This window comes from Hymenobacter algoricola, assembly GCF_039539525.1.
GTDB classification, from domain to species: domain Bacteria; phylum Bacteroidota; class Bacteroidia; order Cytophagales; family Hymenobacteraceae; genus Hymenobacter; species Hymenobacter algoricola.
In genome coordinates, this window is the sequence record NZ_BAABDH010000016.1 from 204,517 (window position 1) to 226,550 (window position 22,034).

The 22,034-nt window shown below is 68.0% G+C and carries 17 protein-coding genes; 10 read left to right on the top strand and 7 right to left on the bottom strand.

Going from position 1 to position 22,034, the window contains the following annotated elements; all coding sequences use genetic code 11:
* Positions 1 to 231 precede the first annotated feature (231 nt).
* Positions 232 to 1,146: an alpha/beta hydrolase gene (locus tag ABD842_RS04990; RefSeq protein ID WP_345110898.1), complete on the top strand. Its 915-nt coding sequence runs from the start codon at positions 232 to 234 to the stop codon at positions 1,144 to 1,146.
* Here the strand turns inward: ABD842_RS04990 and ABD842_RS04995 are convergent.
* Together ABD842_RS04995 and ABD842_RS05000 are read right to left on the bottom strand one after the other, a co-directional pair.
* Complete coding sequence (locus ABD842_RS04995) at positions 1,143 to 4,514, bottom strand: DEAD/DEAH box helicase (protein ID WP_345110900.1); 3,372 nt, start codon at positions 4,512 to 4,514, stop codon at positions 1,143 to 1,145. The two genes, ABD842_RS04990 and ABD842_RS04995, sit on opposite strands and share 4 nt — an antisense overlap.
* 132 nt (positions 4,515 to 4,646) lie before the next feature.
* The gene (locus ABD842_RS05000) at positions 4,647 to 5,606 is read right to left on the bottom strand and encodes a J domain-containing protein (protein WP_345110902.1); all 960 of its coding nucleotides are present in this window, start codon (positions 5,604 to 5,606) and stop codon (positions 4,647 to 4,649) included.
* Positions 5,607 to 6,114: 508 nt separating this feature from the next.
* On the opposite strand from ABD842_RS05000, the gene ABD842_RS05005 reads away from it, so the two are divergent.
* A complete protein-coding gene (locus ABD842_RS05005) occupies positions 6,115 to 7,539 on the top strand; it encodes a carbohydrate-binding protein (RefSeq protein ID WP_345110904.1) in 1,425 nt (474 codons plus the stop codon).
* An 82-nt stretch (positions 7,540 to 7,621) separates the two neighbouring features.
* Here ABD842_RS05005 and ABD842_RS05010 read toward each other — a convergent pair whose 3' ends face one another.
* The 3 genes from ABD842_RS05010 to ABD842_RS05020 all read right to left on the bottom strand — a co-directional run bounded on the left by ABD842_RS05010 (position 7,622) and on the right by ABD842_RS05020 (position 10,048).
* Positions 7,622 to 8,524, bottom strand: coding sequence for a histone deacetylase family protein (locus tag ABD842_RS05010; protein ID WP_345110906.1), 903 nt, complete (start codon positions 8,522 to 8,524; stop codon positions 7,622 to 7,624).
* Between the two features lie 81 nt (positions 8,525 to 8,605).
* Positions 8,606 to 9,235, bottom strand: a complete 630-nt coding sequence (locus ABD842_RS05015) for a DUF6134 family protein (RefSeq protein ID WP_345110909.1) — start codon at positions 9,233 to 9,235, stop codon at positions 8,606 to 8,608.
* A gap of 18 nt (positions 9,236 to 9,253) precedes the next feature.
* Positions 9,254 to 10,048: a DUF547 domain-containing protein gene (locus ABD842_RS05020; protein ID WP_345110912.1), complete on the bottom strand. Its 795-nt coding sequence runs from the start codon at positions 10,046 to 10,048 to the stop codon at positions 9,254 to 9,256.
* 99 nt (positions 10,049 to 10,147) lie between these two features.
* Between ABD842_RS05020 and ABD842_RS05025 the strand changes: the two genes are divergently transcribed.
* From ABD842_RS05025 to ABD842_RS05060, 8 genes are all read left to right on the top strand, one after another.
* Positions 10,148 to 11,245 (top strand): BamA/TamA family outer membrane protein, encoded by a 1,098-nt coding sequence (locus ABD842_RS05025; RefSeq protein ID WP_345110914.1) that lies wholly within the window; start codon positions 10,148 to 10,150, stop codon positions 11,243 to 11,245.
* A gap of 59 nt (positions 11,246 to 11,304) precedes the next feature.
* Complete coding sequence (locus tag ABD842_RS05030; protein ID WP_345110916.1) at positions 11,305 to 11,997, top strand: TIGR04283 family arsenosugar biosynthesis glycosyltransferase; 693 nt, start codon at positions 11,305 to 11,307, stop codon at positions 11,995 to 11,997.
* Positions 11,997 to 12,986: an NAD-dependent epimerase/dehydratase family protein gene (locus tag ABD842_RS05035; RefSeq protein WP_345110917.1), complete on the top strand. Its 990-nt coding sequence runs from the start codon at positions 11,997 to 11,999 to the stop codon at positions 12,984 to 12,986. The genes ABD842_RS05030 and ABD842_RS05035 overlap by 1 nt, the downstream gene beginning before the upstream one ends.
* Positions 12,979 to 13,800, top strand: coding sequence for an SDR family oxidoreductase (locus ABD842_RS05040; RefSeq protein WP_345110919.1), 822 nt, complete (start codon positions 12,979 to 12,981; stop codon positions 13,798 to 13,800). Before ABD842_RS05035 ends, ABD842_RS05040 begins: the two co-directional genes overlap by 8 nt.
* Positions 13,801 to 13,945: 145 nt before the next feature.
* Positions 13,946 to 14,992: an arsenosugar biosynthesis radical SAM (seleno)protein ArsS gene (arsS, locus tag ABD842_RS05045; protein ID WP_345110922.1), complete on the top strand. Its 1,047-nt coding sequence runs from the start codon at positions 13,946 to 13,948 to the stop codon at positions 14,990 to 14,992.
* 217 nt (positions 14,993 to 15,209) lie between these two features.
* Positions 15,210 to 15,860 (top strand): zinc ribbon domain-containing protein, encoded by a 651-nt coding sequence (locus ABD842_RS05050; protein WP_345110925.1) that lies wholly within the window; start codon positions 15,210 to 15,212, stop codon positions 15,858 to 15,860.
* A 476-nt stretch (positions 15,861 to 16,336) separates the two neighbouring features.
* Entirely contained in the window at positions 16,337 to 16,501 is a 165-nt protein-coding gene (locus ABD842_RS05055) for a hypothetical protein (protein ID WP_345110928.1), read from the top strand.
* Positions 16,502 to 16,563: 62 nt separating this feature from the next.
* Positions 16,564 to 17,046 carry an META domain-containing protein gene (locus tag ABD842_RS05060; protein ID WP_345110930.1) on the top strand — a complete coding sequence of 161 codons (483 nt, stop codon included), beginning with the start codon at positions 16,564 to 16,566 and terminating at the stop codon, positions 17,044 to 17,046.
* A 128-nt stretch (positions 17,047 to 17,174) separates the two neighbouring features.
* On the opposite strand, the gene ABD842_RS05065 is transcribed toward ABD842_RS05060, so the two are convergent.
* Both ABD842_RS05065 and ABD842_RS05070 read right to left on the bottom strand, forming a co-directional pair.
* Positions 17,175 to 17,390 (bottom strand): PID-CTERM protein-sorting domain-containing protein, encoded by a 216-nt coding sequence (locus tag ABD842_RS05065; protein ID WP_345110932.1) that lies wholly within the window; start codon positions 17,388 to 17,390, stop codon positions 17,175 to 17,177.
* Positions 17,391 to 17,481: 91 nt separating this feature from the next.
* Entirely contained in the window at positions 17,482 to 21,801 is a 4,320-nt protein-coding gene (locus ABD842_RS05070; protein ID WP_345110935.1) for a DUF4394 domain-containing protein, read from the bottom strand.
* Between the last annotated feature and the right edge of the window lie 233 nt (positions 21,802 to 22,034).

Consider the following 22,034-nt stretch of genomic DNA (forward strand, 5'->3'; position numbering starts at 1 on the left):
GATGGGTTAATAGAGTACTATTTATAAATAAAAAAATTATATCCAAGGCTTCGGCCTGCTAAGATTGCTTAGTTGTTGCGTCCAGTTATTTCAAACTGCTGATAGTCAGTGCGTAACGGGCTGGCAGAGCGGGTGCCGGGCCGAAAAATTACTGCCGCAGCCACTGATCCTTTGCTGCCGCTATCCGCTCTTCCACGGTCAATCCGCCGTTCCGCCGGATATTTGCCGGCCATGGCTCCAACTCCCTCTCCTCGTGCCACCTCCACTGCGCCGGCCGGCCCGGTTGCCGTGCCCCCCGCGCTGCGCCGCCTGCAGCTGGGCTTCCGGCTGCTTTCCGCCGTCTCGACCCGCCTAGCTTTCCGGGCGGCCTGGCGCGTATTCACCACCCCGCGCCGGCTGCTGCCGAAAAAGTGGGAGGCCGCGGCGCTGCAGGAAGCCCGCGGCTTCGCGGTTCCCTTTGGCGCCGGGGCGCTGGCCGCCTACGAGTGGGGCGCCGCCGCGGCGCCCACGGTGCTGCTGGTGCACGGCTGGGAGCACCGGGCCAGCTTCTGGGGCGCCTTTGCCCGGGGCCTAGTGGCCGCCGGCTACCGCGTAGTGGCCTTCGACGGGCCCGCCCACGGTGCTTCGCCGGGCCGCCGCACCACGCTGCCGGAGTACGGCGCCGCCGTGCAGGCCGTGGCCGAAGCCGTGGGGCCGGTGTGGGGCGTGGTGGCGCACTCGTTCGGGGCGGCGGCCACGGCCGGGCTGCCGGTGTCGTTCAACGGCGGGCAGGCGCTGCCGCGGCTGGTGCTGCTGAGCGTGCCGGGCAGCACTCCGGCCGTATTCCAGCGCTTTGCCGAGCTGCTGCAGCTGTCGGACCTGGTGCTGAGCCACCTGCTGGCGTTTGTGGAAGCCCGGGGCGGCCGGCAGGTGGAAAGCTTCAGCCTCACGCGGCCCGGCCACGCGGTACCGGCCCGGCGGGCGCTGCTCTTTCACGACCAGGCCGACGACACCATTCCCTTCGCCGAGGCCGAGGCCATTGCCCGTCACTGGCCCGGCCTCGACTTTCGCCCCACCACCGGGCTGGGCCACAACCGGATCATGCGCGATGCCGCGGTAATCGGGCAGGCCGTGGCGTTTCTGCGGGCCGACGAGGCCGGCAACTAGCTGAACAGCGCCAGCAGCTCGGCGGCCGACAACGACTTAAGCACGGCCGTGTCAGTACGAATGAGGTCGGTGGCCAGCTCCTGCTTCCGGGCCTGCATATCCTGAATTCTCTCCTCAATGGTGCCCGGGCAGATCAGGCGGACCGCCACCACGGGCTTGGTCTGGCCCAGGCGGTGGCTGCGGTCGATGGCCTGGTTTTCCACCGCCGGGTTCCACCACGGGTCTACCAGGTACACGTAGTCGGCCGCGGTCAGGTTCAGGCCCGTGCCGCCGGCTTTCAGGCTGATCAGGAAGACCCGCACGCTCTCGTCCTGCTGAAAGGCGGCTACGGCGGCGGCGCGGTCGGTGGTCTGGCCCGTGAGGTAGGCCGCGGCAATGCCCCGCTCGGTCAGGGCCTGGCGCACCAGGTCCAGCATGCCCACGAACTGGGAAAACACGAGAATCTTGTGCCGGGGCGCCTTGTCCTCGATTTCGTGGAGCAGGCGGCGCAGCTTGGCCGAGGACGTGCCGTAGTCGCCGGCGTTGCTGAGCAGGGCCGGGGAGTTGCAGATCTGGCGCAGCTTGGTGAGGCCCTGCAGCAGGTGCAGACCGTGTTTGGGCAGGTGCTCGGGGTCTTTGCCCATCAGCCACTCCCGGTATTCTTTGCGGTAGAGGTCGTACACCTGCCGCTGCTCGGCGTCCATCTCGCAGTGCAGCACCATCTCGGTTTTGGCCGGCAGCTCGGCGGCCACCTGCTGCTTGGTGCGGCGCAGCACAAACGGCCGGATCTTGTGCTGCAGCGCCCGGGCGTGGGCCGTGGACTTAAACTTGTCGATGGGCGTGGCAAACTGGTCGCGGAAGTGCTGCTGGCTGCCCAGCAGCCCCGGGCAGGCAAAGGAAAGCTGCCCGTAGAGGTCGTAGGTGCTGTTTTCCAGGGGCGTGCCGGTCAGCACCAGGCGGTTGCGGGCCTGCAGCCGCCGCGCCGCCTGGTAGCGCTGCGACTCGGGGTTTTTGATGGCCTGGGACTCGTCGAGCACCACGTAGTTGAAGGGGTAGTCCTGCAGAAAAACCAGGTCGGTGAGCAGCGTGCCGTAGGTGGTCAGCACCACGTCGTGGCCGGTAAAAAAGAACGGGCTGCGGGGCCGGTCGGAGCCGTGGACGACCAGCAGGCGCAGGGCGGGGGCAAACCGGGCGGCCTCGGCCTGCCAGTTGAACACCAGCGACGTGGGCACCACCACCAGGCTCACGGCCCCGGGGCGCCGGGTGCGCTGCAGCAGCAGCAGGGCCAGCACCGTGATGGTTTTGCCCAGGCCCATGTCATCGGCCAGGCAGCCGCCGAAGCCGAACTTGTCCAGAAAGCACAGCCAGTTGAGGCCGTGCTGCTGGTAGGGCCGCAGCGTGCCGCGCAGCTCCGGCGGCGGCGCCACCGGTTCGATGCCGCCAAAATCCGTGACCTGCGCCTGGTAGCGGGCCAGCTCGGCCCGGGTTTCGGGCGTCAGCGCCTCGGGCTCATACAGGTCTTCCAGGGCCGAGAAGCTGACTTTCGGGGTGCGGATTCGTTCCCCCACCACCTCGCCGGCGGCCAGGTAGCGCGGCAGGCGGTCGAGCCAGTGCTGGGGGAGCAGGCCGTGGGTGCCGTCGCCGAGCAGCACGTAGCGGCGGCGGTTGCGCAGGGCCTTAAGGATGCTGGCCAGCGGCGCTTTCTGGGGCCCGAAGTGCACGTGCAGCTCAGTGTCGAACCAGTTGACTTCCGTACCCACCCGCACCGTTACGGTGGCTTTGTAGGGGTTGAGCTTGTTGTTCTTGAGCTCGTTGAAGCCCAGCACCGTCACCTGCTGCTGGTGCCATACGGCAAAGGCCTCCAGAAACCAGTCGTCGGCCAGCAGCTGCCGCCGCGACATCGACAGCGACTCGCGGCCCAGCTGCCCGGCAAAGTCGGGGTGCTGCCGCACCAGCAGGGCCATAAAGTCAATTTCGGCCGCCGCGTCGCGCGCCACGGTGAACCCCTTGCCCGTGCCGGGGTCGGTGGCGTAGACGGCGTTGCGCGAGAGGACCGGCACTTCCACCGCCCCGTACTTCATCACCGGCACCAGGTCTACGTAGTCGCCGGATTCGGTCAGGTACAGCAGCTTTTCGGGGGCCTGGGCAAAGCCGCCCGCGGCAAGCTGGGCGGGCGTGGCCGGCGCCGAGCCGGGGTAGGCTACCGCCACGTGCCGGCCGAGGCGGGCCAGAATATCCTGCTCGAAGGCCGGGAAAGCCGAGCGGTGCAGCAGCAGGCCGCCGGGGCGGGTCCGAAAAAAAGCCAGCACGGGCAGCACCGCCGGCTGCTCCACCAGGTACCAGGTGAGGCCCTGGCTCACGAACCGGCCGTACTTCACCGGCAGCGCCGTTAGCTCCTGGGGCTGCCCGTTGAGCTGCACGCTCGCCGCCACCTCGTAAAACGGCGCCCGGAGCCGCACCGTCAGCGCCACTTCCACCCGGCCGGCAGCCAAAGTCAGCGGCGTCAGGTTCTGGGCGGTGGTTTTTTCGGATACGGTAGTGCGGCTCCCGAACACCGGCAGCCCCAGCGGATTGAGCACCACCGCGCGCAGGGCTTCGGCCTCGGCGGCGGGGCTGCCGGCGCCGGGCTGCTGCAGCCGGGCCACGCCGGCGTAAAACCGCCCCTCCGCCGCGTTGGTGCCCGCCAGCCCCGCATCCAGCGCCGCCACCCAGGTGAGTGGGTTTTTGGGCTTGCCGCCCGCCGTCAGGGCCGCTTCAAACAGGTGAATGGTAAGCTGGTCGTAGTATTTGTGGGTGCCCAGCACCATAAACCGCTGCGCTGCCGCCCCGGGGCGGACTTCCGGGCTGGCGGGCAGCAGGGCGGCGGCCAGCTGGCGCCGGGCGTCGGCGGTGAGCGGGTACAGGCCGGGCAGGCGGGGCATAATTTCCAGCTTCTGGTCGGCGTACTCCAGCCGGAAATAGTCGGCCGGGTTGGGCTCCTGCTCCAGCCCGTAGTGGCGGGCCGCTACCAGAATCCGCTGCTGCCGCAGGTCTTGGTCGAAAAACACGCGCAGCTCGGGCCGGAGCAGCACGGCCCGCAGCACCTGCCCCTGATGCTCACAAAGCCGGGTTTTGGGGGCCGGGCAGGGGCAGCTGATGGTCAGCCCGCCGGGCTCCTGGGTCAGCGTCACGGTCGGAAACGGCAGCGGGGCGGACGGCCGGCGGAAGGTGCCCGAATCGACGGCCAGCCGCTCGGGCTCCACGGTCAGAAAGCGGCGGTCATCGGCGGCAGCGGCCTCCGCGCTAAGGGCGCCGATACGCTCCTCGGTCAGATCGGGCAGCGCGCAGCCGGCCAGCACGTACGCTTCGCGGGGCGGCGGGGGCAGCGGGGCGGAAGGTGCGTGGGGCATGCTGCAGAAAACGGGACAGATAAAGAGCGGCCGTCGGCGCCCAGATAGGACTCCGGCACACTGGCCGCGTAAAACTACGGCCGGTTGCTGCCGAATCCGCGGTACCCGGAATTAATCCGGGCGCTGCGTTGCCTAAATGACCTCCTGGCCGGCGGCGCTGAGCTGGCGCAGCACGTCGCGCAGACCCTCGGAGTCCTGAATCAGCTGGCTGATCTGCTGGAGGTAGTCGGCTTCGGCGCGCAGGCCGCGCTTGATCTGGCGCAGCTCGGCCTCCTGCTTTTTGCCGGTGGCGGCAAAGGTGCTGGTCGCGCCGTACTTGAGCTCGTTCATGCGCAGCTTCAGCTCGTCCTGCTGCTGGCGCAGCGCCTGGGTGTAGCGGGTCAGCAGCTCTTCCGACTCCGTATCGGCCTGGCCGGGCGCATGTTCCGACAGCAGCTGCAGGAGCGTGTACAGGTCGTTGGCTTCGTAGGCGCGGATGATCTGCTGCATGCGGGCCGTCTTTTCCGCGGCCCGGGCCGGGTCCCGCTCCAGGTCGGGATGGTTGGCGCGGGCCAGCTGCCGGTACAGCGTTTTGGTGTTGCCCAGCAAGTGCTGCTGCTCGGCCTGGGCGGCGGCCTGCCTGGCTTTCTGCTTTTTGGTCTGGCGCTTTGCGGGTGCGGCGGCCGCCTCGTCCGCCGCCGGCTCGGGCTCGGGCGGCGCGGGGGCAGCGGCAGCGTGGCGCCGCAGGATATCGGCCACGTCTTCGCCAAACCGGCGGTGCAGGGACTGGGCATTGCCCAAAATCAGCTCCCCGATCTGCCGGTGCTCGGCGCGGGAGAAGTAGGGTCGGAGCAGGGCTTCTTCGAGCGGAGCAAACAGGCCGCGCCGCGCGGCCACCACCGTCTGGGCCAGGGGGCCTACCTGCTGCCAGTAGCGGCGGCGGGCCTCGGCCTGCCCGTTTTCCAGCTCCTGCAGCCGCTCCCGCAGGTTTTCCACGTCGAGCACTGCCTGCCGGAACGCCTGCTGGGCCGCCGTACCGGGCTCCTGGGCCGAGGCCGGCACGGGCAGAGCGTTGGCAGCGGGCAGGTCGGTGGCGGGGTTATGCAGATTCATAAAGCAAAGGTAGGGCGGAAACCAGCGCCCGGCCGCGCCGCCTGCTGCCGCCGCCCGGCTTGCCATAATCCGGAGCGGACAGGATCGGTCCGGGAAAACACCGGCGCCGGGCGGGGCGGCCCAGGGGCTTTTTTTGTTGATGCGGCAGAATTATTGGCTGTTGATTGAAAATGACGCAAAAAAAGTAGCCCGCACAACGGGTTTTATGCTTGTTTTTTAACCGCTGCCCCGCGGTTGTGCTCAGCAGGGGCGGGGCGGGGCGTATGGCGCCCGCAGCCCGTTTCCGGCGTGTGCGGTAAGTGCGTTGCAATCCGCAGAAAGCTGCCTTTCAACCCCTTGGACGCGGTTTGGTGAGTTGTTTTTCTCGGTTAAGTCCAGATATATTTGACTGGTACCAGTGCCTGCGCCGCGGCCGGCCCGGCCCAGGGCCCGGCCAGCTGCCGGTTCCTATCCGGCCGCGGCGCCCTAGCCGCGCTTCTTCTGTCCCCACTTTTCCAACCACCTTCCCATGAAAAAGACCCTTACTCAGCTTTTGGGCGCCCTGGCCATCATGGCCGGCAGCGGCGCCCAGGCCCAGGCCCAGACGTATCAGCTCGTGTGGGCCGATGAGTTCAACGGCAGCCTCAACCCGGCCTGGCAGTTCGAAACCGGCGGCGGCGGCTGGGGCAACAACGAGAAGCAGTTCTACCAGGCCGCCAACGCCGCGGTGGTCAACGGCGAGCTGCAGATTACGGCCCGCAAGCAAGCCGTGGGCGGCCTGCCCTACACCTCGGCCCGCCTGAAAACCCAGGGCCGCCAGGAGTTCACCTTCGGCAAGATCGAGGCCCGCATCAAGCTGCCGCTGGGGCAGGGGCTGTGGCCGGCCTTCTGGATGCTGGGCGGCAACATCAGCACCGTCGGCTGGCCCCGCTGCGGCGAAATTGACGTGATGGAGCAGGTCAATGCCGACAGCCGCACCTACGGCACCGTGCACTGGGACAGCAACGGCCACGCCCAGTACAGCGGCAACACGGCCATGTCGGCCAATACCTACCACGTCTACGGCATCGAGTGGGACGCCAGCGCCATCCGCTGGTTTCTCGACGGGGTGAAGTTCCACGAAATCACCATTGCGGGCGGCGTTGGCGGCACCGAGGAGTTTCAGAAGCCGTTTTTCCTGCTCCTGAACCTGGCCGTGGCCGGCGACTGGCCCGGGCAGGCCGTGGACGAAAGCAGGCTGCCTGCCACCATGGCGGTCGACTACGTGCGGGTGTACCAGAAAACCAGCACCCCGCCGCCGGCCTCCACCCTGATTCAGGCCGAGGCCTACAGCGCCATGAGCGGCGTACAGCTGGAAAACTGCGCCGACTCCGGCGGCGGCCAGGACGTGGGCTGGATTGACGCCGGCGACTGGATGGCCTACAACAACATCAGCTTCCCGACTTCGGGCGCCTACACCGTGGAATACCGCGTGGCCAGCCCCGGCGGCGGCCGCGTATCGTGCGACCTGAACGGGGGCGCCACCCAGCTCGGCAGCGTGGCCATTCCGGCCACCGGCGGCTGGCAGAGCTGGACCACCGTGGCCCAGACCGTCAACGTAAATGCCGGCACCTACAACTTTGGCACCTACGCCCCGGCCGGCGGCTGGAACCTGAACTGGATTCGCATCACCAAGCAGGGCGCGGCCCGTACGGCGTTGGCCACGGCCAATGGCCTTGCTGGGCCAACCAGCCTGGAAGTGTACCCAAACCCGGTCACCAGCCAGCTGCAGCTGAGCGGGGCGGCGGCGGTGGCGGGCGCCGAAGTCCGCATCCGGGACGTAACCGGGCGGCAGGTGTGGCAGGGAGTATACCGCGGCGGCGCCGTGCCGGTAGCCGACCTCCGGGCCGGGCTCTACACGCTGGAAGTCCGCCAGGGCGGGCAGCTGCGCCGCCAGCGGTTTGTGAAGGAGTAGGGTAGCGGGCAGTATCGTCAGGTAAGAACGTCCTGCGAAGCGGTGCTTCGCAGGACGTTCTGTTTTAACTTCTAGTCCGGCCTCACCCAAACAGCTCATACGCCACCCGAAACGTGTTGCAGTGGGCGTCCACGATGTCGCTGATCCGCTCGGAATAGCCGCCGCCCATGCTCACGGCTACCGGCAGGCCGTGCTGCCGGCACAGGCCCAGCACCAGCTCGTCGCGGGTGCGGCAGCCGTTCTGGGTCAGGGCCAGCTTGCCCAGCCTGTCGGTGGCCAGCACGTCGACGCCGGCCTGGAAAAACACGAAGTCGGGCTGCACCCGGGCCAGCAGCGCCGGCAGGGTAGCCGCGAGCTGGGCCAGATACGCCTCGTCTTCGGTCCCCAGCGCCAGGGCAAGGTCCAGGTCCGACTCTTCCTTGCGCAGCGGATAGTTGGCGCCGGCGTGCATGCTGAAGGTAAACACCCGGGGCTCGGGCCGGAAGATGCTGGCCGTGCCGTCGCCCTGGTGCACGTCCAGGTCCACGACCAGAATCTGCCGGGCCAGGCCGTGGTGAAGCAGGTGGGCGGCGGCAATGGCAATGTCGTTGAGCACGCAGAACCCTTCGCCCCGGTCGGCAAAGGCGTGGTGGGTGCCGCCGGCCAGGTTCAGGGCCACGCCGTCGTGCAGGGCCCGCCGCGCCGACTGCACCGTGCCCGCCGAGCTGCTCAACGAGCGGAGCACCAGCCGCTCGCTCTGGGGCAGGCCCAGCCGGCGCACCTCAGCCGCCGACAGCTGCTGGTCGCGCACTTTGGCCCAGTACGCCGGCGTATGCACCCGCAGCACGTCTTCTTCGGCGCACAGGCCGGGGTCGTAGAAATCCTGGGCCGGGGCAATGCCCTGCCACAGCAGCTGCTCCCGGATCAGCTCGTACTTGGCGATGGGGAAGCGGTGCGCGGCGGGCAGCTCAAGCGTGTAGCGGGCGGAAGTAGCGAGGCAGGGCATGGGCAAAAGTAAGCGCGTAACTACCGCCAAGTACGCCGCCGGCCGCATTCTGGCCCGGCGTGGTACCAGCATAGTCCGCCGTTAGGGCAGCCAGCGGATGACGAAGTTCTTGACCGGATTCTTTTTGATGATGGTTACCAGCCGGCCCCCGCTGTATTGGTACTCATCTTCCCGCCCCGCCCGCCGGGCGGCATACGGGCCGGTGGCGGTCCGGCCCAGGGTGAAGTAGTCCCCGAAATACTCGGCAAAGGCCCGGGCCTGGTTGCGGGGTTCCCCGAAAAACATGTCCGTGACGGTGTAGGTGATGGGCCGGGTTTCGGTGGCCCGGTAGTGGTGCTTGTACTGGTCGGCCACGATGTCGTAGTGGTCGGTTTTCCACTCGGTGCGGGAGCTGAAGTTGCCCTGGTTGGTGTGGGCCTCCACCGTACTCAGCAGCAGCCTGCCGTTGCGGACGCGGTTGACTACCTGGTAGTAGATGGTCAGGTTGTAGAACAGAATGCTCACCTGCACGTCGCTGGTCAGGGTCAGCACCGCGTCGGTGGTGCCGGCCTGGGGCTGGCGGGTGGCCGTCATGGTGCCCACGCGCAGGCCCGCCACCTCAATGGCGTAGCGGCGCGTTTCCGGGGCGGGCTTGGCTGCCGGCCCCTGCGCAGAGCCGGGGGCTGCCAGCAGCCCGGCCCAACCCAGCAGGCCCAGCCGGAGCCTTAGCATACCGGGTGCGGGCCGCGCTTACTGCTCATTGAGCTGCCAGTTGTAGTCCAGAAACGTGATGGGGGCGTTGGCGCCGAGCTTGGTTTTGGAGTACTTATTCACCCATTTCCCCACCGACTGCCCGTTGGCGTTCCAGTCGCCCTTGTACCAGTCGAAGTACCTGGACAGCTGGGCGCTGCCCTTGCCGACCTTGTTTTTGGCCGGGTTGTTCACGAAGTCCCGGGCCTGGTCGTCGAGCTGAGCGTCGAGCCTGGCGGCGCTGTAGGCCTCATTGCGCAGGCGCGGGCACGAGACGGCGGCGCACACCAGGGCAAAGTGAATGCGCGGGTCGTTGAACTGCTTACGCAGCGTGCCGTGCTCGATTTCGTCGAGGCTCATCTTCTTGCCACCGATGGTAAAAAACTTGGCCGCCCAGGGCGTGGTCGCCGGCGCAGTCTTGCCGTTGGAGCCAATGTCCTTGATGCTCTGCAGCGGGTAGTGGTCCAGGATCAGCCGGATGGTAAAGGCGTTGTAGGCGTTGATCCAGTAGCTCATCTGCTCGGCCTTGCTCCAGGCCGCGGCCGGCGGGTTTTGGCTGAGCTGGTCCAGGTACCGGTTGAATTCCTGCTGGTCGGCCTTGAAGCCCTTGTAGTTGACCAGTCCCTGGCTGGTAACGTGCTTTTTGAGCAGCTTATCCAAGGTGCTGTGGTCGACGGCGGCCGCGGCGGGGCGGCTGGCCGGGGTGGGGGGAAGGGCAAAAGCCGGCGGGGCCAGGCTGGCAGAGCCCAGGACCGTGAGCAACATAAGACCGGCGGACTTCAGGGGTACGTTCATAGTGGCAGCATATACGGAAAACGGTACGGAAAAAGATTGTGCGGGTCCCAAACTCAACGCGGCCGGGTTTGCGTAAGCCTTGCAAACCTTCTGCTCCCGATGCTGCTCACTCCCGCGCTGCTGGGCCTGGCCACGCTGACCCCGCCCGATTCCGTTCCCCGGCGCCTGGTGCTGTTTCCGCTGCCGCTGGTCTACTATACCCCCGAAACCCGCCTGGCCTACGGTGCGGCCCTCACGGCCACGCTGCGCTTTCGCCGCGACTCGGCCTTTGCCGCCGCCCGGCCCTCCCAGCTCACCCTTGGCGCGGCCTACACCCAGAACCGGCAGCTGCTGCTGTACCTGCCCTTCCAGCTGTTCTACGACCACAACCGCTACTACGCCTACGGCGAGGCCGGCTACTACCGCTACACCTACTATTTCTTCGGTCTGGGGGAGCAGGCCGGGCCCCGGGAGCTGTACGGCGTCAACTTTCCCCGCGTCCGCCTCAATGCCTTCCGCCAGATCGGGCCGGGCCTGAGCCGGGGCAAGCTGTATGCCGGCCTGCGCTACCAGTACGAAGACTACCGGGTGCAGGCGGTGGCCGAAAACGGCCGGCTGGCCAGCGGAACCGTGCCGGGCGGCCGGGGCAGCCGCCTCAGCGGCGGCGGGCTGGGCTTATTCTTCGACTCCCGCGACAATGTGTTCTTTCCCACCCGGGGCGTAGTGGCCGACGGCGCTTTGCTGCTCCGCAACCGCGCCGTCGGGGCCGGCCCGGCCGGCGAAGCCACCCGCTTTACCCGCGCCTCCGCCGACGTGTCGTCCTACCACGCGCTGCCCGGTGCCGCGGTGCTGGCGCTGAACTACTTCGCCAGCTGTACCGCGGGTGTGGCTCCGTTCAATGCCCTGTCGCTGCTGGGTGGGGGCCGGCGGCTGCGCGGCTACTACGAGGGCCGCTACCGCGACCAGAACGCGGCTTTGCTGCAGTCGGAAGTGCGCCTGCCGGTGTATAGGCGGCTGGGCGCGGTGGCCTTCGGCGCGGTGGGCGTGCTCGGCGACGACCAGACCCGGCTGCGCCTGAACCGGCCCAAAGCCACCTACGGGGCCGGCCTGCGCGTTACCATCAACCGCCGCGACCACCTTAACCTGCGCCTCGACTACGGCCGCGGCCACGACCACGACTCGGGCGGCGTGTACCTGACCATCGGCGAGGCCTTTTAAAGGAGCGCCTGCCGGAGTTCTGCCGAAAAAGAAGGAATTTGACCCGCTGACTTCTGCTTATGCTGCTGAGCGTTATCATTCCCACCCACAACGAAGCGCCCACCATTGCCCGCCTCGTAACCGAGCTGCAGCAGTGTGCCCCGGCGGGGACCGTCGAAGTGCTGGTAGTGGATGCCAGCAGCCCCGACGGCACCGCCCAGGCCGCCCGGCAGGCCGGCGCCACGGTGCTCCCGGCGCCCCAGTCCGGCCGGGCCGCCCAGATGAACTACGGCGCGGCCCGCGCCCGGGGTAATATTCTCTACTTCGTGCACGCCGACGTCGGCATTCATCCCGACTACGTAGCCACCATCCGGGCTGCCGTTGCCGAAGGCTACGCGGCGGGCTGCTACCGGTTCCGGTTCGATTCGCCCCACCTGCTGCTGCGGCTCAATAGCTACGGCACCCGCTTCGCGGGCCTCATGAGCCGGGGCGGCGACCAGACGCTGTTCATCACCCGGGCCTTGTTTCAGCAGCTGGGGGGCTTCAATGAGCGGTTCGTTATCATGGAGGACTTTGAAATCATCATCCGTATTCGTCGGCAGGCCCGCTTCCTGATTGTGCCCCAGGAGGTGCTCGTCTCGGCCCGCAAGTACGAAGCCAACGGCTGGCTGCGGGTGCAGGTAGCCAATCTGACGGCGTTTTCGCTGTTCTTTCTGAAGGTGGCGCCGGCCCGCATTGCCCGCACCTACAAGGCCATGCTCAACTACCGCTGATGGCCGGCCCCGTCCTGGTCACCGGTGCCAACGGCTTTCTGGGCCGCCATATCGTGGCCGAGCTGCGGCGGCGCAGCTACGCCGTGCGGGCTCTGGTCCGCCCCGGTACCGTGCCGCCGTTTCCCGCCGCCTGGGCCGTAGACTATCACGAAGCCGACCTGACCGCGCCCGCCGGCCTGGCCGGGGCTGCCGAAGGCTGCGCGGCCATCATTCATGCGGCCGCCCTGGCCCGGGTGAATCCGGCCCGCAGCGCGGCAGTGTGGGCCGTGAACCTGGGTGGCACCGCCAACATCCTGCGCGAAGCCCGGCGGGCCGCCGTCGGCCGCTTCGTGTACGTGGGCACGGCCAACGTTTTCGGCTTCGGCCCCAAGCAAAGCCCCGGGGATGAAACCCGCGCCTACGCCGGCCGCCGCTACGGCCTCGACTACATGGACAGCAAGCACGCCGCCACCGAGCTGGTCCTGGGGGCCGTGGCCGACTGGCAGCTGCCGGCCGTGCTGGTCCATCCCACCTTTATGCTCGGCCCCCAGGACGTGAAGCCGACCTCCAACGCCCTGCTGCTGGAGCTTTACCACGGCCGGCTGCCCGGCTTTCCGCCCGGCGGTAAAAACTACGTCCACGTGCGGGATGTGGCCACTGCGACGGTCAACGCCCTGACCCGGGGCCGGGTGGGGGAGTCCTACATTCTGGGCAATGAGAACCTGAGCTACCGCGACGCCTTCCAGCTGATGGCCCACGAGCTGCGCGTGCCGCCGCCGCGCTGGCCCGTTCCCGCGGCCCTGGCCTCGCTCTACGGCCGCCTCTGCGACCTGCAGGCCCGCCTCACCGGCCGCCCGGCCCCGCTCAACTCCGCCATGGCGGCCGTCGCCAACGACGGCCACTACTTCAGCCCCCGGAAAGCCCGGGCCGAGCTGGGCCTGGCGCAAACTCCCATCCGCCAGGCCGTGGCCGAATCCCTGGCCTGGTTTAAAGCCCACCACTATGTCTGATACCGGCCCTTTCGCGGGCAAAGTGGCCCTGGTTACCGGCTCCGAATCGGGCATCGGCCGCGAAACGGCCCGGGTGCTGGGCGAAAGCGGCGCCGTCCTGATTCTCAACGGCCGCAACCCCGTCCGCCTCGAGCAAACCCGCCGGGAGCTGGCCGCCGCCGGCCTGCACGTCGTGAGCTGCGTGGCCGATGTGACGCGCTACGCTGACTGTGCGCGGCTTATTGATACTGCCATCGGGGCTTTCGGCCGGCTCGATATTCTGGTTACCAACGCCAGCATCTCCCAGCGGGCTTACTTCGCCGACATGCAGCCCGAGGTCTTCCGCGAGGTGCTCGACAGCAACGTCTACGGCTCGGTGTACCCGCTCAAGGCGGCGCTGCCCCACCTGCTGCGGAGCCGGGGCAGCGTGACCTTCATTTCCTCGATTTCGGCGCTGAACGGCATGCCCAGCGGCTCGGCCTACTGCGCCGGCAAAGCCGCCGTGGCCAACCTGGCCCACACCCTGCGCCTGGAGCTGGCCGACACCGGCCTCCACTTCGGCGTGGTCCACATCGGCTTCACCCAGAACGACGCCGACAAGCGCGTGCTCGACGCCGCCGGCCGGCCCGTCCCGATTGCCCACCGGCCGCCGCGCTGGCAGAAAACCCAGCGGGAAGTGGCCGGCCTCATCGTGGACCACATCCGCCGCCGCCGGCCGCGGACCGTCATTTCGGCCCTGGGGCACCTCATTGTGCTGGTGCACACCTGGTTTCCCCGCCTCGGCGACTGGATAGTGCTGACCACCACCCGCCGGCTGAAGCATTTCTACGAATGACGGCGCCGGCCCCCAAACTGTCCCGCCGGGCTTTGTCGTATATTCGGGAGTCCGATGTTTGCCGGCCTGATGAACCAAGGCCGGCCGCTGCGCCTTTCCTTGCCGGCCGCCCGGTGCTCCGGCCTTATCTCCTGCGTTGCTCCTCATGAAATCACTCAAAGCCACCGGCCACCAGCTAGCGGACTCCGCTTTCCAGCTCACGGTGCTGCGCCGGGAAGTGGCCGACACGCTGCATCTGCCCCTGTTTCACGAGAAGCTCTCCGCGGCCGGCCTGTTTCCGCTCACGCCCGTGGCCCCGGCCGTGCTGCAGATCAACGTGGGCAAGATGTGCAACCAGGTGTGTAAGCACTGCCACGTCGATGCCGGCCCCGACCGCAAGGAAATCATGACCTGGGAAACCATGCAGCTCTGCCTCGACGCGCTGGCCCAGTCCGACATTCAAACCGTCGACCTCACCGGTGGCGCCCCGGAAATGAACCCCGACTTCCGCTGGTTCGTGGCCGAAATCAGCCGGCTGGGCCGCAAAGTGCTGGTGCGCTGCAACCTGACCATCATCGTGGCCAACAAAAAGTACCACGACCTGCCCGAGTTTTTCAAGCGCCACGGCGTGGAGGTCGTCAGCTCTCTGCCCTTCTACAGCGCCGCCAAAACCGACAGCCAGCGCGGCGACGGCGTGTTCGACGACTCCATCCGGGCCCTGAAGATGCTCAACGCCGTCGGCTACGGGCAGCTCGGCTCGGGGCTGGTGCTGAACCTGGTCTATAACCCCGCCGGCGCGTTTCTGCCCGGCTCCCAGAAGGGGCTGCAGGAGCAGTTCAAGCGGGCGTTGCTCAAAGACCACGGCATCGTCTTCAACGAGCTGTTTGCCATTACCAACATTCCCGTCAGCCGCTACCTCGACTACCTGATTGAGTCGGGCAACTACGCCGGCTACATGGAAAAGCTGGTGACGGCCTTCAATCCCGTAGCCGCCGCGGGCGTCATGTGCCGCACCACGATTTCGGTGGGCTGGGACGGCGGCCTCTACGACTGCGACTTCAACCAGATGCTCGACCTGACCGTGGCCAGCCCCGGGCGCCACATCCGCGACTTCAACGTCGCCGAGCTGGGGCAGCGCGCCATCGTCGTCAACCAGCACTGCTACGGCTGCACCGCCGGCAGCGGCTCGAGCTGCGGCGGCGCCACGGCCTAGCCACTGGCGCTACCCGTTGGCGGAACGTGCTGCCGAGCCTGCCGGAGCGGCCGCGCGGCTTCGACTGCGCGGACCCCAGAGCAGGCGGGCCGTTTGGGAAGGCGAATGAAACCGAGGCCCCCGTCAGAACTTCCGGCGGAACCCTTTTTAATATATAAGCCGCGCCGGATATCCGAATCTGCTACTTTTAGGCCGCAAACCACCCACAACCCCGGCTATGAGTAACATGATCCAGTTTGTCGCCAACCACGACGATCTGTCCACGGACAAAGGCTTCCAGTTCAAGTTTTACTGCGATAAGTGCCGCAACGGGCACATGTCGCGGTTTCAGATCAACAAGATGGGCATGGCCACGAGCCTGCTTACTGCGGCGGGCAGTCTGTTCGGCGGCATGTTTCACGATGCCGGCAATGCGGCCTACCAGATGCAGCGCGCCGTGGGCGGCCCGGCCCACGATGAGGCCCTGAAAAGCGCCGTGCTCGAAGGCAAGCAGTTCTTTAAGCAGTGCACCCGCTGCGGCCACTGGGTGTGCCCCGACGTGTGCTGGAACGGCAAGGCCGGCCTCTGCGAAGACTGCGCCCCCGACGAGCACGAGGAGCTGGCCTCCCAGCAGGCCCAGGCCGCCCGGGAGCAGATTCACACCAAAACCCGCGCCCAGGACTACACCCAGGAGCTGGACTTCGTGGGCCGCGGCAGCATCGGGCAGTGCCGCACCTGTCAGGCCAAGCTCGGCCCCGACCAGAAGTTCTGCCCCGGCTGCGGCACGCCCAACGCGGCGGCCCCCACGAAGGAGAAGTTCTGCGCCGACTGCGGCACCGGCGTCAAGGCCGACCAGAAGTTCTGCGCCGGCTGCGGCAAGTCACAATAAAAGCGTGTTTGTCATTCCTGGCAAGCGTACGCCAGATAAAGGATGATCGGTACTGCTGGTTCTCCGCTGCTAGAAAGTTAGCTCGCCTTCGTCCTCATCCTGCCAGTACTTGAGGCGGGAGGCCTGCACGCGCACCAGCACGATGTCGGCGCGGGCTTTGGGGGGCATAAGGCGGGCATAGGGTGAAACGCAGAGCACGTACGCGGGCCGCCCGGCGCGGGTTGAGCCCGGCGCCGGCCTATTCTACCGCCACCCGCCGGCCCGGCCAGCGTGCCGCGCAGCACGTCCAGCCCCGGCGCCAGCCCGGCCGAGGTAGCACCCGTGGTGAACCCCGCCGCCTTTTCGTATTTCCGCATCGACCGGAAGATGGGGAAGGTGACGCTGCGCGAGGTGCGCTACGCGGAAGGCCTGAAGGACTGCGTCAGGATTCATACCGCCGCGGGGCGCCGCTGGTGGTCAGGCAAACCATCTACGGGATGGAGGAGGAGCTCTCGGAAAGCAGCTTCCTGCGGATGCACCGCCCGTTTATCGGGGCCCTGAACAAGATCAGGACCTACAGCTCCCGCCACGTTGAGGCAGCGGCGCAGGAGCTGCCCATCGGGCGGCTGTTTCGGCCGCGGGTGGAGCCGGCCCTCGGCTAAGGTGCCACCCCAGCCGGGTTTTTGCGTAAGCTACTCAGGCTCTTTACCCTGACCCCGCTGCCATGCCCGTACTTCCCTGCCTTCGCCCGGCTGCCCTGCTGGGGCTGCTTGCCGCCTCCGCCTGCAGCTACGACCTCAATGAGCGCCCCACCGCCGGCGCGGGAGCCGCGGGAGCCGACCGGCCCGACGCCACGGCCGCCCCTTTGCGCGAGGTGCGCTGGGAGCTGCGCGAGCTGGCCGGCCAGCCCGCCCCGGCCACCGCGGAAACGCCCTTCCTGACCCTGCGCGACGGCCGTCCCCGGGCCGAGGGCCGGGCCGGCTGCAACCGGTTTTCGGGCCCCTACACGCTGTCGGCGGCGGGGGAGCTGCGGCTGGGGCCGCTGGTCAGCACCCGCAGCGTTTGTCCCGACCTGCCCACGGAGGGCACTTTTCTGCAGGCGCTCAACCAGGCCCGGCGCTACCGCATCCGCGGCAACACCCTCAGCCTGTACGCCACCGATACGCTGGCCGCGCCGCTGGCCCAGCTGCAGGCCGTAGCGGAGTAGCGCCCCCGCAAGGACCCATCCCGGCCGGCGTGCCTGGCCGGCCCTGAGTCTGACCCGGCAGGCACAAAAAAAGCCTGAGCGCAAGCCCAGGCTTTTTTGATCAGCAGCAAAACCAGCGCTGAAGGCGGTTAGCGGCGCTTGGCCCGGCGCAGCCGGCGCAGGCCGTAGGCGCCGCCGGCTGCCAGCAGCAGCGAGGCCCCGCCGTCGATGGGGACGTTGGTGGCGCCGGGCCGGGGGCCGCCGGAGCCGGGCCCCTGGGCATGGACCAGATTAAAGCCGCCCAGCAGCAGCAACATGCCGGTGGTGGCGAAAGTCAGGCGGAGAGTAGTGGCGAGGTTTTTCATAAGGCAATAAGACAGGCTGAAGACAAAGGAGAACCGGCCAGGGCCGGCCCCGGCGGCCCGGTCAGGGCAGCCGGGGCCGGCCCGCCGACGACTATTCTACCACGAGGCGCTTGCTGACGGAGCCCTGCGCCGTTTGGAGCCGCAGCGTATAGACGCCCTGCGCTACCGGGGGCAGCGTCAGCGTCCGGACGGTAGCGGCGCCGGCGACCAGCGTGGTGCGCAGCACGGTCTGGCCGAGCGAGTTCAGCAGCTGTACTTCCGTATCCTGCCGGGTGAGGGCCGCGGGCAGGCTGATGGAAACGACCCCGCGGGTCGGGTTCGGGTACACCGCCACCTGCTGGCTGAGGGCGGCCGAAGCGTTGGCCAGCACGCGCTGCCGGGTAAGCAGCAGCGTGAAGCGGCCCGGGGCAGCCCCCGCAGCCAGCTGGCAGGTGTACTGGGGCTGAGCCGCCAGATCCACTACCGTGCCCGTCTGGGCGTCGCGCAGGTAGGCGAAGGTGCCGGCGGGCAGGTTCAGCAGCTCCACGGCGCGTAGCGTGTGGGTGCCGGCCTGGTCGGCCGCCACGTGCAGGTCGATAACGCGGTCGGTGGCGGTGAGGGCCGGCAGCGCGTTGATCGACAGGCGGGTGGTGGCATTCACCTGGCTGGCCAGCACGGGCGTGCCGCCGGCCAGCAGCTTGTAGGCGTCCAGGGCGCTGTCGAAGCCCGGCGTGGCGCTGCCCTCGAAGTATACCACGGCTTCATCGGCCGGGCCGGTGGCGGCGCGCAGGTCGAGGCGCACGAGCGGGGCGCTGACGGCGGTGCTGCGCTGGAACAGCGGGTTGGCGTAGGCCATCAGGCGCACGGAGTTGGCGAAGGACACCTGGCCGTTGGCGCTGTTGGGAGTAGTTACCCGCACGAAGAAGCCCTGGCCCGAGGCAATAGCGTCGGTGCCGCCGTTGATGCCCACGCCGCCCGAGCCGGCCACGTAGCTGGAGTACGTGCCGTCATACTGCCCGCTGGCGCGGAACACGTACACGGCGCCGTCCACGTTGGTGCGGCCGACCAGATCCCAGTCGATAGGCGAAGGGTAGGGGTTGCCCAGCAGCTGCCAGCCCGACTCGGTCTGGCTGCCGCGCGAGAGGCCGCCGGCCACGTAGGCGCCGTCGTTGAGCGTACCCACGAAGTCGACCGTCTCGGCGCCGGGGATGTTCACGGTGTAGCCGCGGGTGACGGTCAGCGCCTCGCCGGTCGAGCCGGGGGAGAGGAAGCCCTTGTCGAAGTCCAGCGGGGCGGGGTTGCCGCTGGTCGTTACCCGGGTCTCGTCGTAGCTGAATACCGTGGGGAAGGGCGTCACCAGACTCGGGTCGGGGGCCGTGTTGTAGGCCGGGTTCACCTGGGGCGAGAAGCCGGCCGTAGCCAGGTCCGCTACGCTGCTGCCCGTAACCGGGGCCGAGTAGTGGCGGTAGCCGGTGATGCCGGTTGCCGTGCTGGCGCGCTGGACGGCCGCGTTGCCCGTCACCACGCCGCCGGAGTTCACCACGTGGGCCGTGCCGGTAGCGTTGGAAAGCAGCGTGAGGTTGCCGTTCGACGAAACGCTGCCGTTGAGCTGCAGCACGCGCTGCACCCGCACCGGACCCGAGGCCGCAAGGCCGGCCGGCCCGGCCGTGAGGTTGTTGAAGAAGGTGGTCGTGCCGCTGATGTTCTGGATGGCGGGGCCGGCAAAGGAAACCGTGCCGGTGCCCGAGCCCAGGGTGGTGCCGCCGGCGTTAAGGAAGTTGCCGTTCACCGTGAGCAGGCTGCCGTCGGCGCTGGTCAGCGTGGCGCCGGCCTGCAGACTCACGGAGTTAGCCATCTGCGCGCCGTTGACCACCGGGTCGTTGGCCACGTTCGGAATGGTCACGTTGTCGGTGGGGCCGGGTACCTGCATCGGGCTCCAGTTGGCGGCCGTGCCCCAGTTGGTATCGAAGCTGCCAGTCCAGGTCAGGCCGGTCAGCACGACGGGCGGAATGGTGATAAAGGCGGCCAGGCCGCTCAGGTTGCTGCCGCTGCCGATGCGGCCCAGCGAGCTGAACGAGCCAGTGCCCAGGCTCACCTCATACAGCGACTCGTTGGTGCTGCCGCTGACGGCGGCGGCGGCATACGCCGTGTTGACGGGCGTGGCCGGCGTACTCAGGTCGGAAAAAACGTCGAGCTCGACGCCGGTGGCCGTATTCACCGTGATGCCCGAAGGCCCCACGTTGGTGATGTTCAGGGCCGTGTTGGGGTCGTTGATCAGCACGACCTGGTTGATACCCTGGTCGTAGGCGTAGAGCAGGGTGGCGGTGGTGGCGTTGTTGTCGTTGTTGGTGTAGGCCGCGGCCGACAGCGGCCGGCCCGTGGGCCCGTCGGCTACGGCCGAGCCCAGGCCGTTGGCGGGGTTGATGCGGTAGTTGTTGCCGTTGGCGCCGATAATGCGGATCCGGTCGGCGGCGGGGTTGAAGTCGAAGCCGATGCCCGGGGCCGCGCCCAGGGTGTAGGAGTTCAGGCCGCCCACGGCCGTCAGGGCGCCGGAGCCCAGGTTCAGGGTGTAGAGCTGGCCCTGGCTGGTGGCGGCATTGTAGCCAAAGGCGTACAGCAGGCCGTCGAGGGGGCGGAAGTCGGCCCCGGCCAGCACCTGGGAGCCGTCGGTGGGCAGGCCGGTGATGTTGACGGCGGTGCGGATGTTGCTTGGCGCCCCCGAGTCAAACGAGACCAGGTTGCCGCCGGCAAGGCCGTAGAGCAGGCGGCCCACCAGGGCGGGCGGGCTGAGCGGGGCCACCAGGGCGGCCACGTCGCGGACCGGAATACCCAGGCCGATAACGCCGTTGCTCGTGGTTTGGGCCGCGCCCAGATTCACGGAGTACAGCGTGCTGAAAGTGGCCGGGCTCACCGCGTCGCTGTTGGACACGGCATAGGCGCGGTTGACCTGGGCGGCCGCGTCGAAGTAGATGTCCAGGTCGATGGAGGAGCTGGCGGCGTTGGCAAACAGCGGGTTGCCGTTCACGGCCGTCAGCTGCCCGGTGTTGGGGCCGGTCTGGATGAAGAGCTGGTTGCGCACGTCGTCGATGTCGTAGAGCACCGTGCTCGTGCTGCCGGCGTAGGAGTTGGTGTAGGCCACGGCGCCGATGGTGGGCGTGCCGGTGGCCCCGGCCACGAAGTTGAGGTTGCCGTCGATGGCCGCCACCGCGCCGTTGTTGGGGTTGAGGCGGTAGTTGCGCGCGTTCAGGCCCGTCACCCGGATGCGGTCCACGGTCGGGTTGAAGTCGAAGCCGATGCCGTTGAGCGACGCCGCGGTAGTGCCCAGGTCGAGCGGTACCGTTCCCGTCCCGACGGGCGCCGCCACGGCCGTAGTCAGGTTGATGATGTAGAGGCGGCCTTCCCCGGTGGTGGGGTTGTAGCCCAGGCCAAACAGCTGCCCGGTGTTGGGGCGGAAGTCGGTGCCGACCAGCGTCTGGCCCCCGGTGATGCCGGTAATGGTGGCAGCCGAGAGAATAAAGCCGGGGTTGCCCGAGTCGAACGAAATCAGCGCGTTGCCGGTGTTCACGGCGTACAGCCGGTCGCCGCCGGGGGTCGGGGCCGTCCGGTCGATGCCGAAGGCGATATCATCGACGGGGGTGGCGTTGGTGCCATTGACCACATCCGTCGCCACGCCCGTGCCCAGGTTCAGGGTGTAGAAGGTGGTAGCCGAGCCGCGGGTGCGCCCCAGCAGGGCCGTCTGCACCCGCGTGGCGGGGTTGGTGTAGATGTCCAGATCGGTCTGGTCGCCGGCCACCAGCAGGGGCAGCCCGCCCTGGGTGATGCTCACGGGGGCGGTCAGCACGCCGTTGTTGGGCGGATCCTGAAGGAAGAGCGTGGAGCGGCTCTCGTCGATGTCGTAGAGCGTGGTGGTGGCCGTGCCGAGGAAGCTGTTGGTGTAGGCCACCGTGCCCACCACCGGATTCTGCCCGTTCAAGGGGCCGGCGGTGTCGAACACCAGCGGCATATCGGTGACGGCAACCGTGCCATTGACCGGGTTGAGCCGGATGTTCGCCTCGTTGCTGCTCGTCACCCGGATGCGGTCCACGGTGGGGTTGAAGTCGAAGCCGATCCGCTCGGTAGGGCCGCCCAGAGCCAGGGGCAGCGTCCCGCCCACGGCGGTAGCGGCGCCGGTCGTTTTGTTGATGGTGTAGAGCTGGGCCGAGCCGGCCCCGTTGTAGCCCAGGGCAAACAGCTCGCCGGTGGCCGGGCGCGAGTCGAGGCCGACCAGCAGCTGACCCGCGGTGATGCCCGTGATAAGCTGGGTGGTGGGCGCGCTGCTGCTTCCCAGCGAGGAGGTAACCAGCAGACTGGCGGCCTGGTTGAGGCCATACACGGTTTGGGCCTGCACGGCCACGGTGCCCAGCAGACTCAGGCCCGCGGTAAGGCCCAGCAAACGGCGGCTTCCGGAAGGAAATAGGGAACGTACGGGTGTTTTCATTACGCGAAATGGGTTAAAATGAAACGAGATACGCGGCCAGCCGTCCGGTTTGTGCTGGTACTATTCGAAGCATAAGCTGGGCATTGGCTAGGTGTATAGTCCCAGGGAGAGAAGGTGTATTTTCCGGGCTGGAATTTCGTACACACTTATGGGACAAATACTCCACGGCAGCGCCCGCACAACTTCGG

Coding starts and splice junctions, on each gene's coding strand:
- ABD842_RS04990 (WP_345110898.1), top strand. CDS start 232: ATGGCTCCAACTCCCTCTCCTCGTGCCACCTCCACTGCGCCGGCCGGC.
- ABD842_RS04995 (WP_345110900.1), bottom strand. CDS start 4,514: ATGCCCCACGCACCTTCCGCCCCGCTGCCCCCGCCGCCCCGCGAAGCG.
- ABD842_RS05000 (WP_345110902.1), bottom strand. CDS start 5,606: ATGAATCTGCATAACCCCGCCACCGACCTGCCCGCTGCCAACGCTCTG.
- ABD842_RS05005 (WP_345110904.1), top strand. CDS start 6,115: ATGAAAAAGACCCTTACTCAGCTTTTGGGCGCCCTGGCCATCATGGCC.
- ABD842_RS05010 (WP_345110906.1), bottom strand. CDS start 8,524: ATGCCCTGCCTCGCTACTTCCGCCCGCTACACGCTTGAGCTGCCCGCC.
- ABD842_RS05015 (WP_345110909.1), bottom strand. CDS start 9,235: ATGCTAAGGCTCCGGCTGGGCCTGCTGGGTTGGGCCGGGCTGCTGGCA.
- ABD842_RS05020 (WP_345110912.1), bottom strand. CDS start 10,048: ATGAACGTACCCCTGAAGTCCGCCGGTCTTATGTTGCTCACGGTCCTG.
- ABD842_RS05025 (WP_345110914.1), top strand. CDS start 10,148: ATGCTGCTCACTCCCGCGCTGCTGGGCCTGGCCACGCTGACCCCGCCC.
- ABD842_RS05030 (WP_345110916.1), top strand. CDS start 11,305: ATGCTGCTGAGCGTTATCATTCCCACCCACAACGAAGCGCCCACCATT.
- ABD842_RS05035 (WP_345110917.1), top strand. CDS start 11,997: ATGGCCGGCCCCGTCCTGGTCACCGGTGCCAACGGCTTTCTGGGCCGC.
- ABD842_RS05040 (WP_345110919.1), top strand. CDS start 12,979: ATGTCTGATACCGGCCCTTTCGCGGGCAAAGTGGCCCTGGTTACCGGC.
- arsS (WP_345110922.1), top strand. CDS start 13,946: ATGAAATCACTCAAAGCCACCGGCCACCAGCTAGCGGACTCCGCTTTC.
- ABD842_RS05050 (WP_345110925.1), top strand. CDS start 15,210: ATGAGTAACATGATCCAGTTTGTCGCCAACCACGACGATCTGTCCACG.
- ABD842_RS05055 (WP_345110928.1), top strand. CDS start 16,337: ATGGAGGAGGAGCTCTCGGAAAGCAGCTTCCTGCGGATGCACCGCCCG.
- ABD842_RS05060 (WP_345110930.1), top strand. CDS start 16,564: ATGCCCGTACTTCCCTGCCTTCGCCCGGCTGCCCTGCTGGGGCTGCTT.
- ABD842_RS05065 (WP_345110932.1), bottom strand. CDS start 17,390: ATGAAAAACCTCGCCACTACTCTCCGCCTGACTTTCGCCACCACCGGC.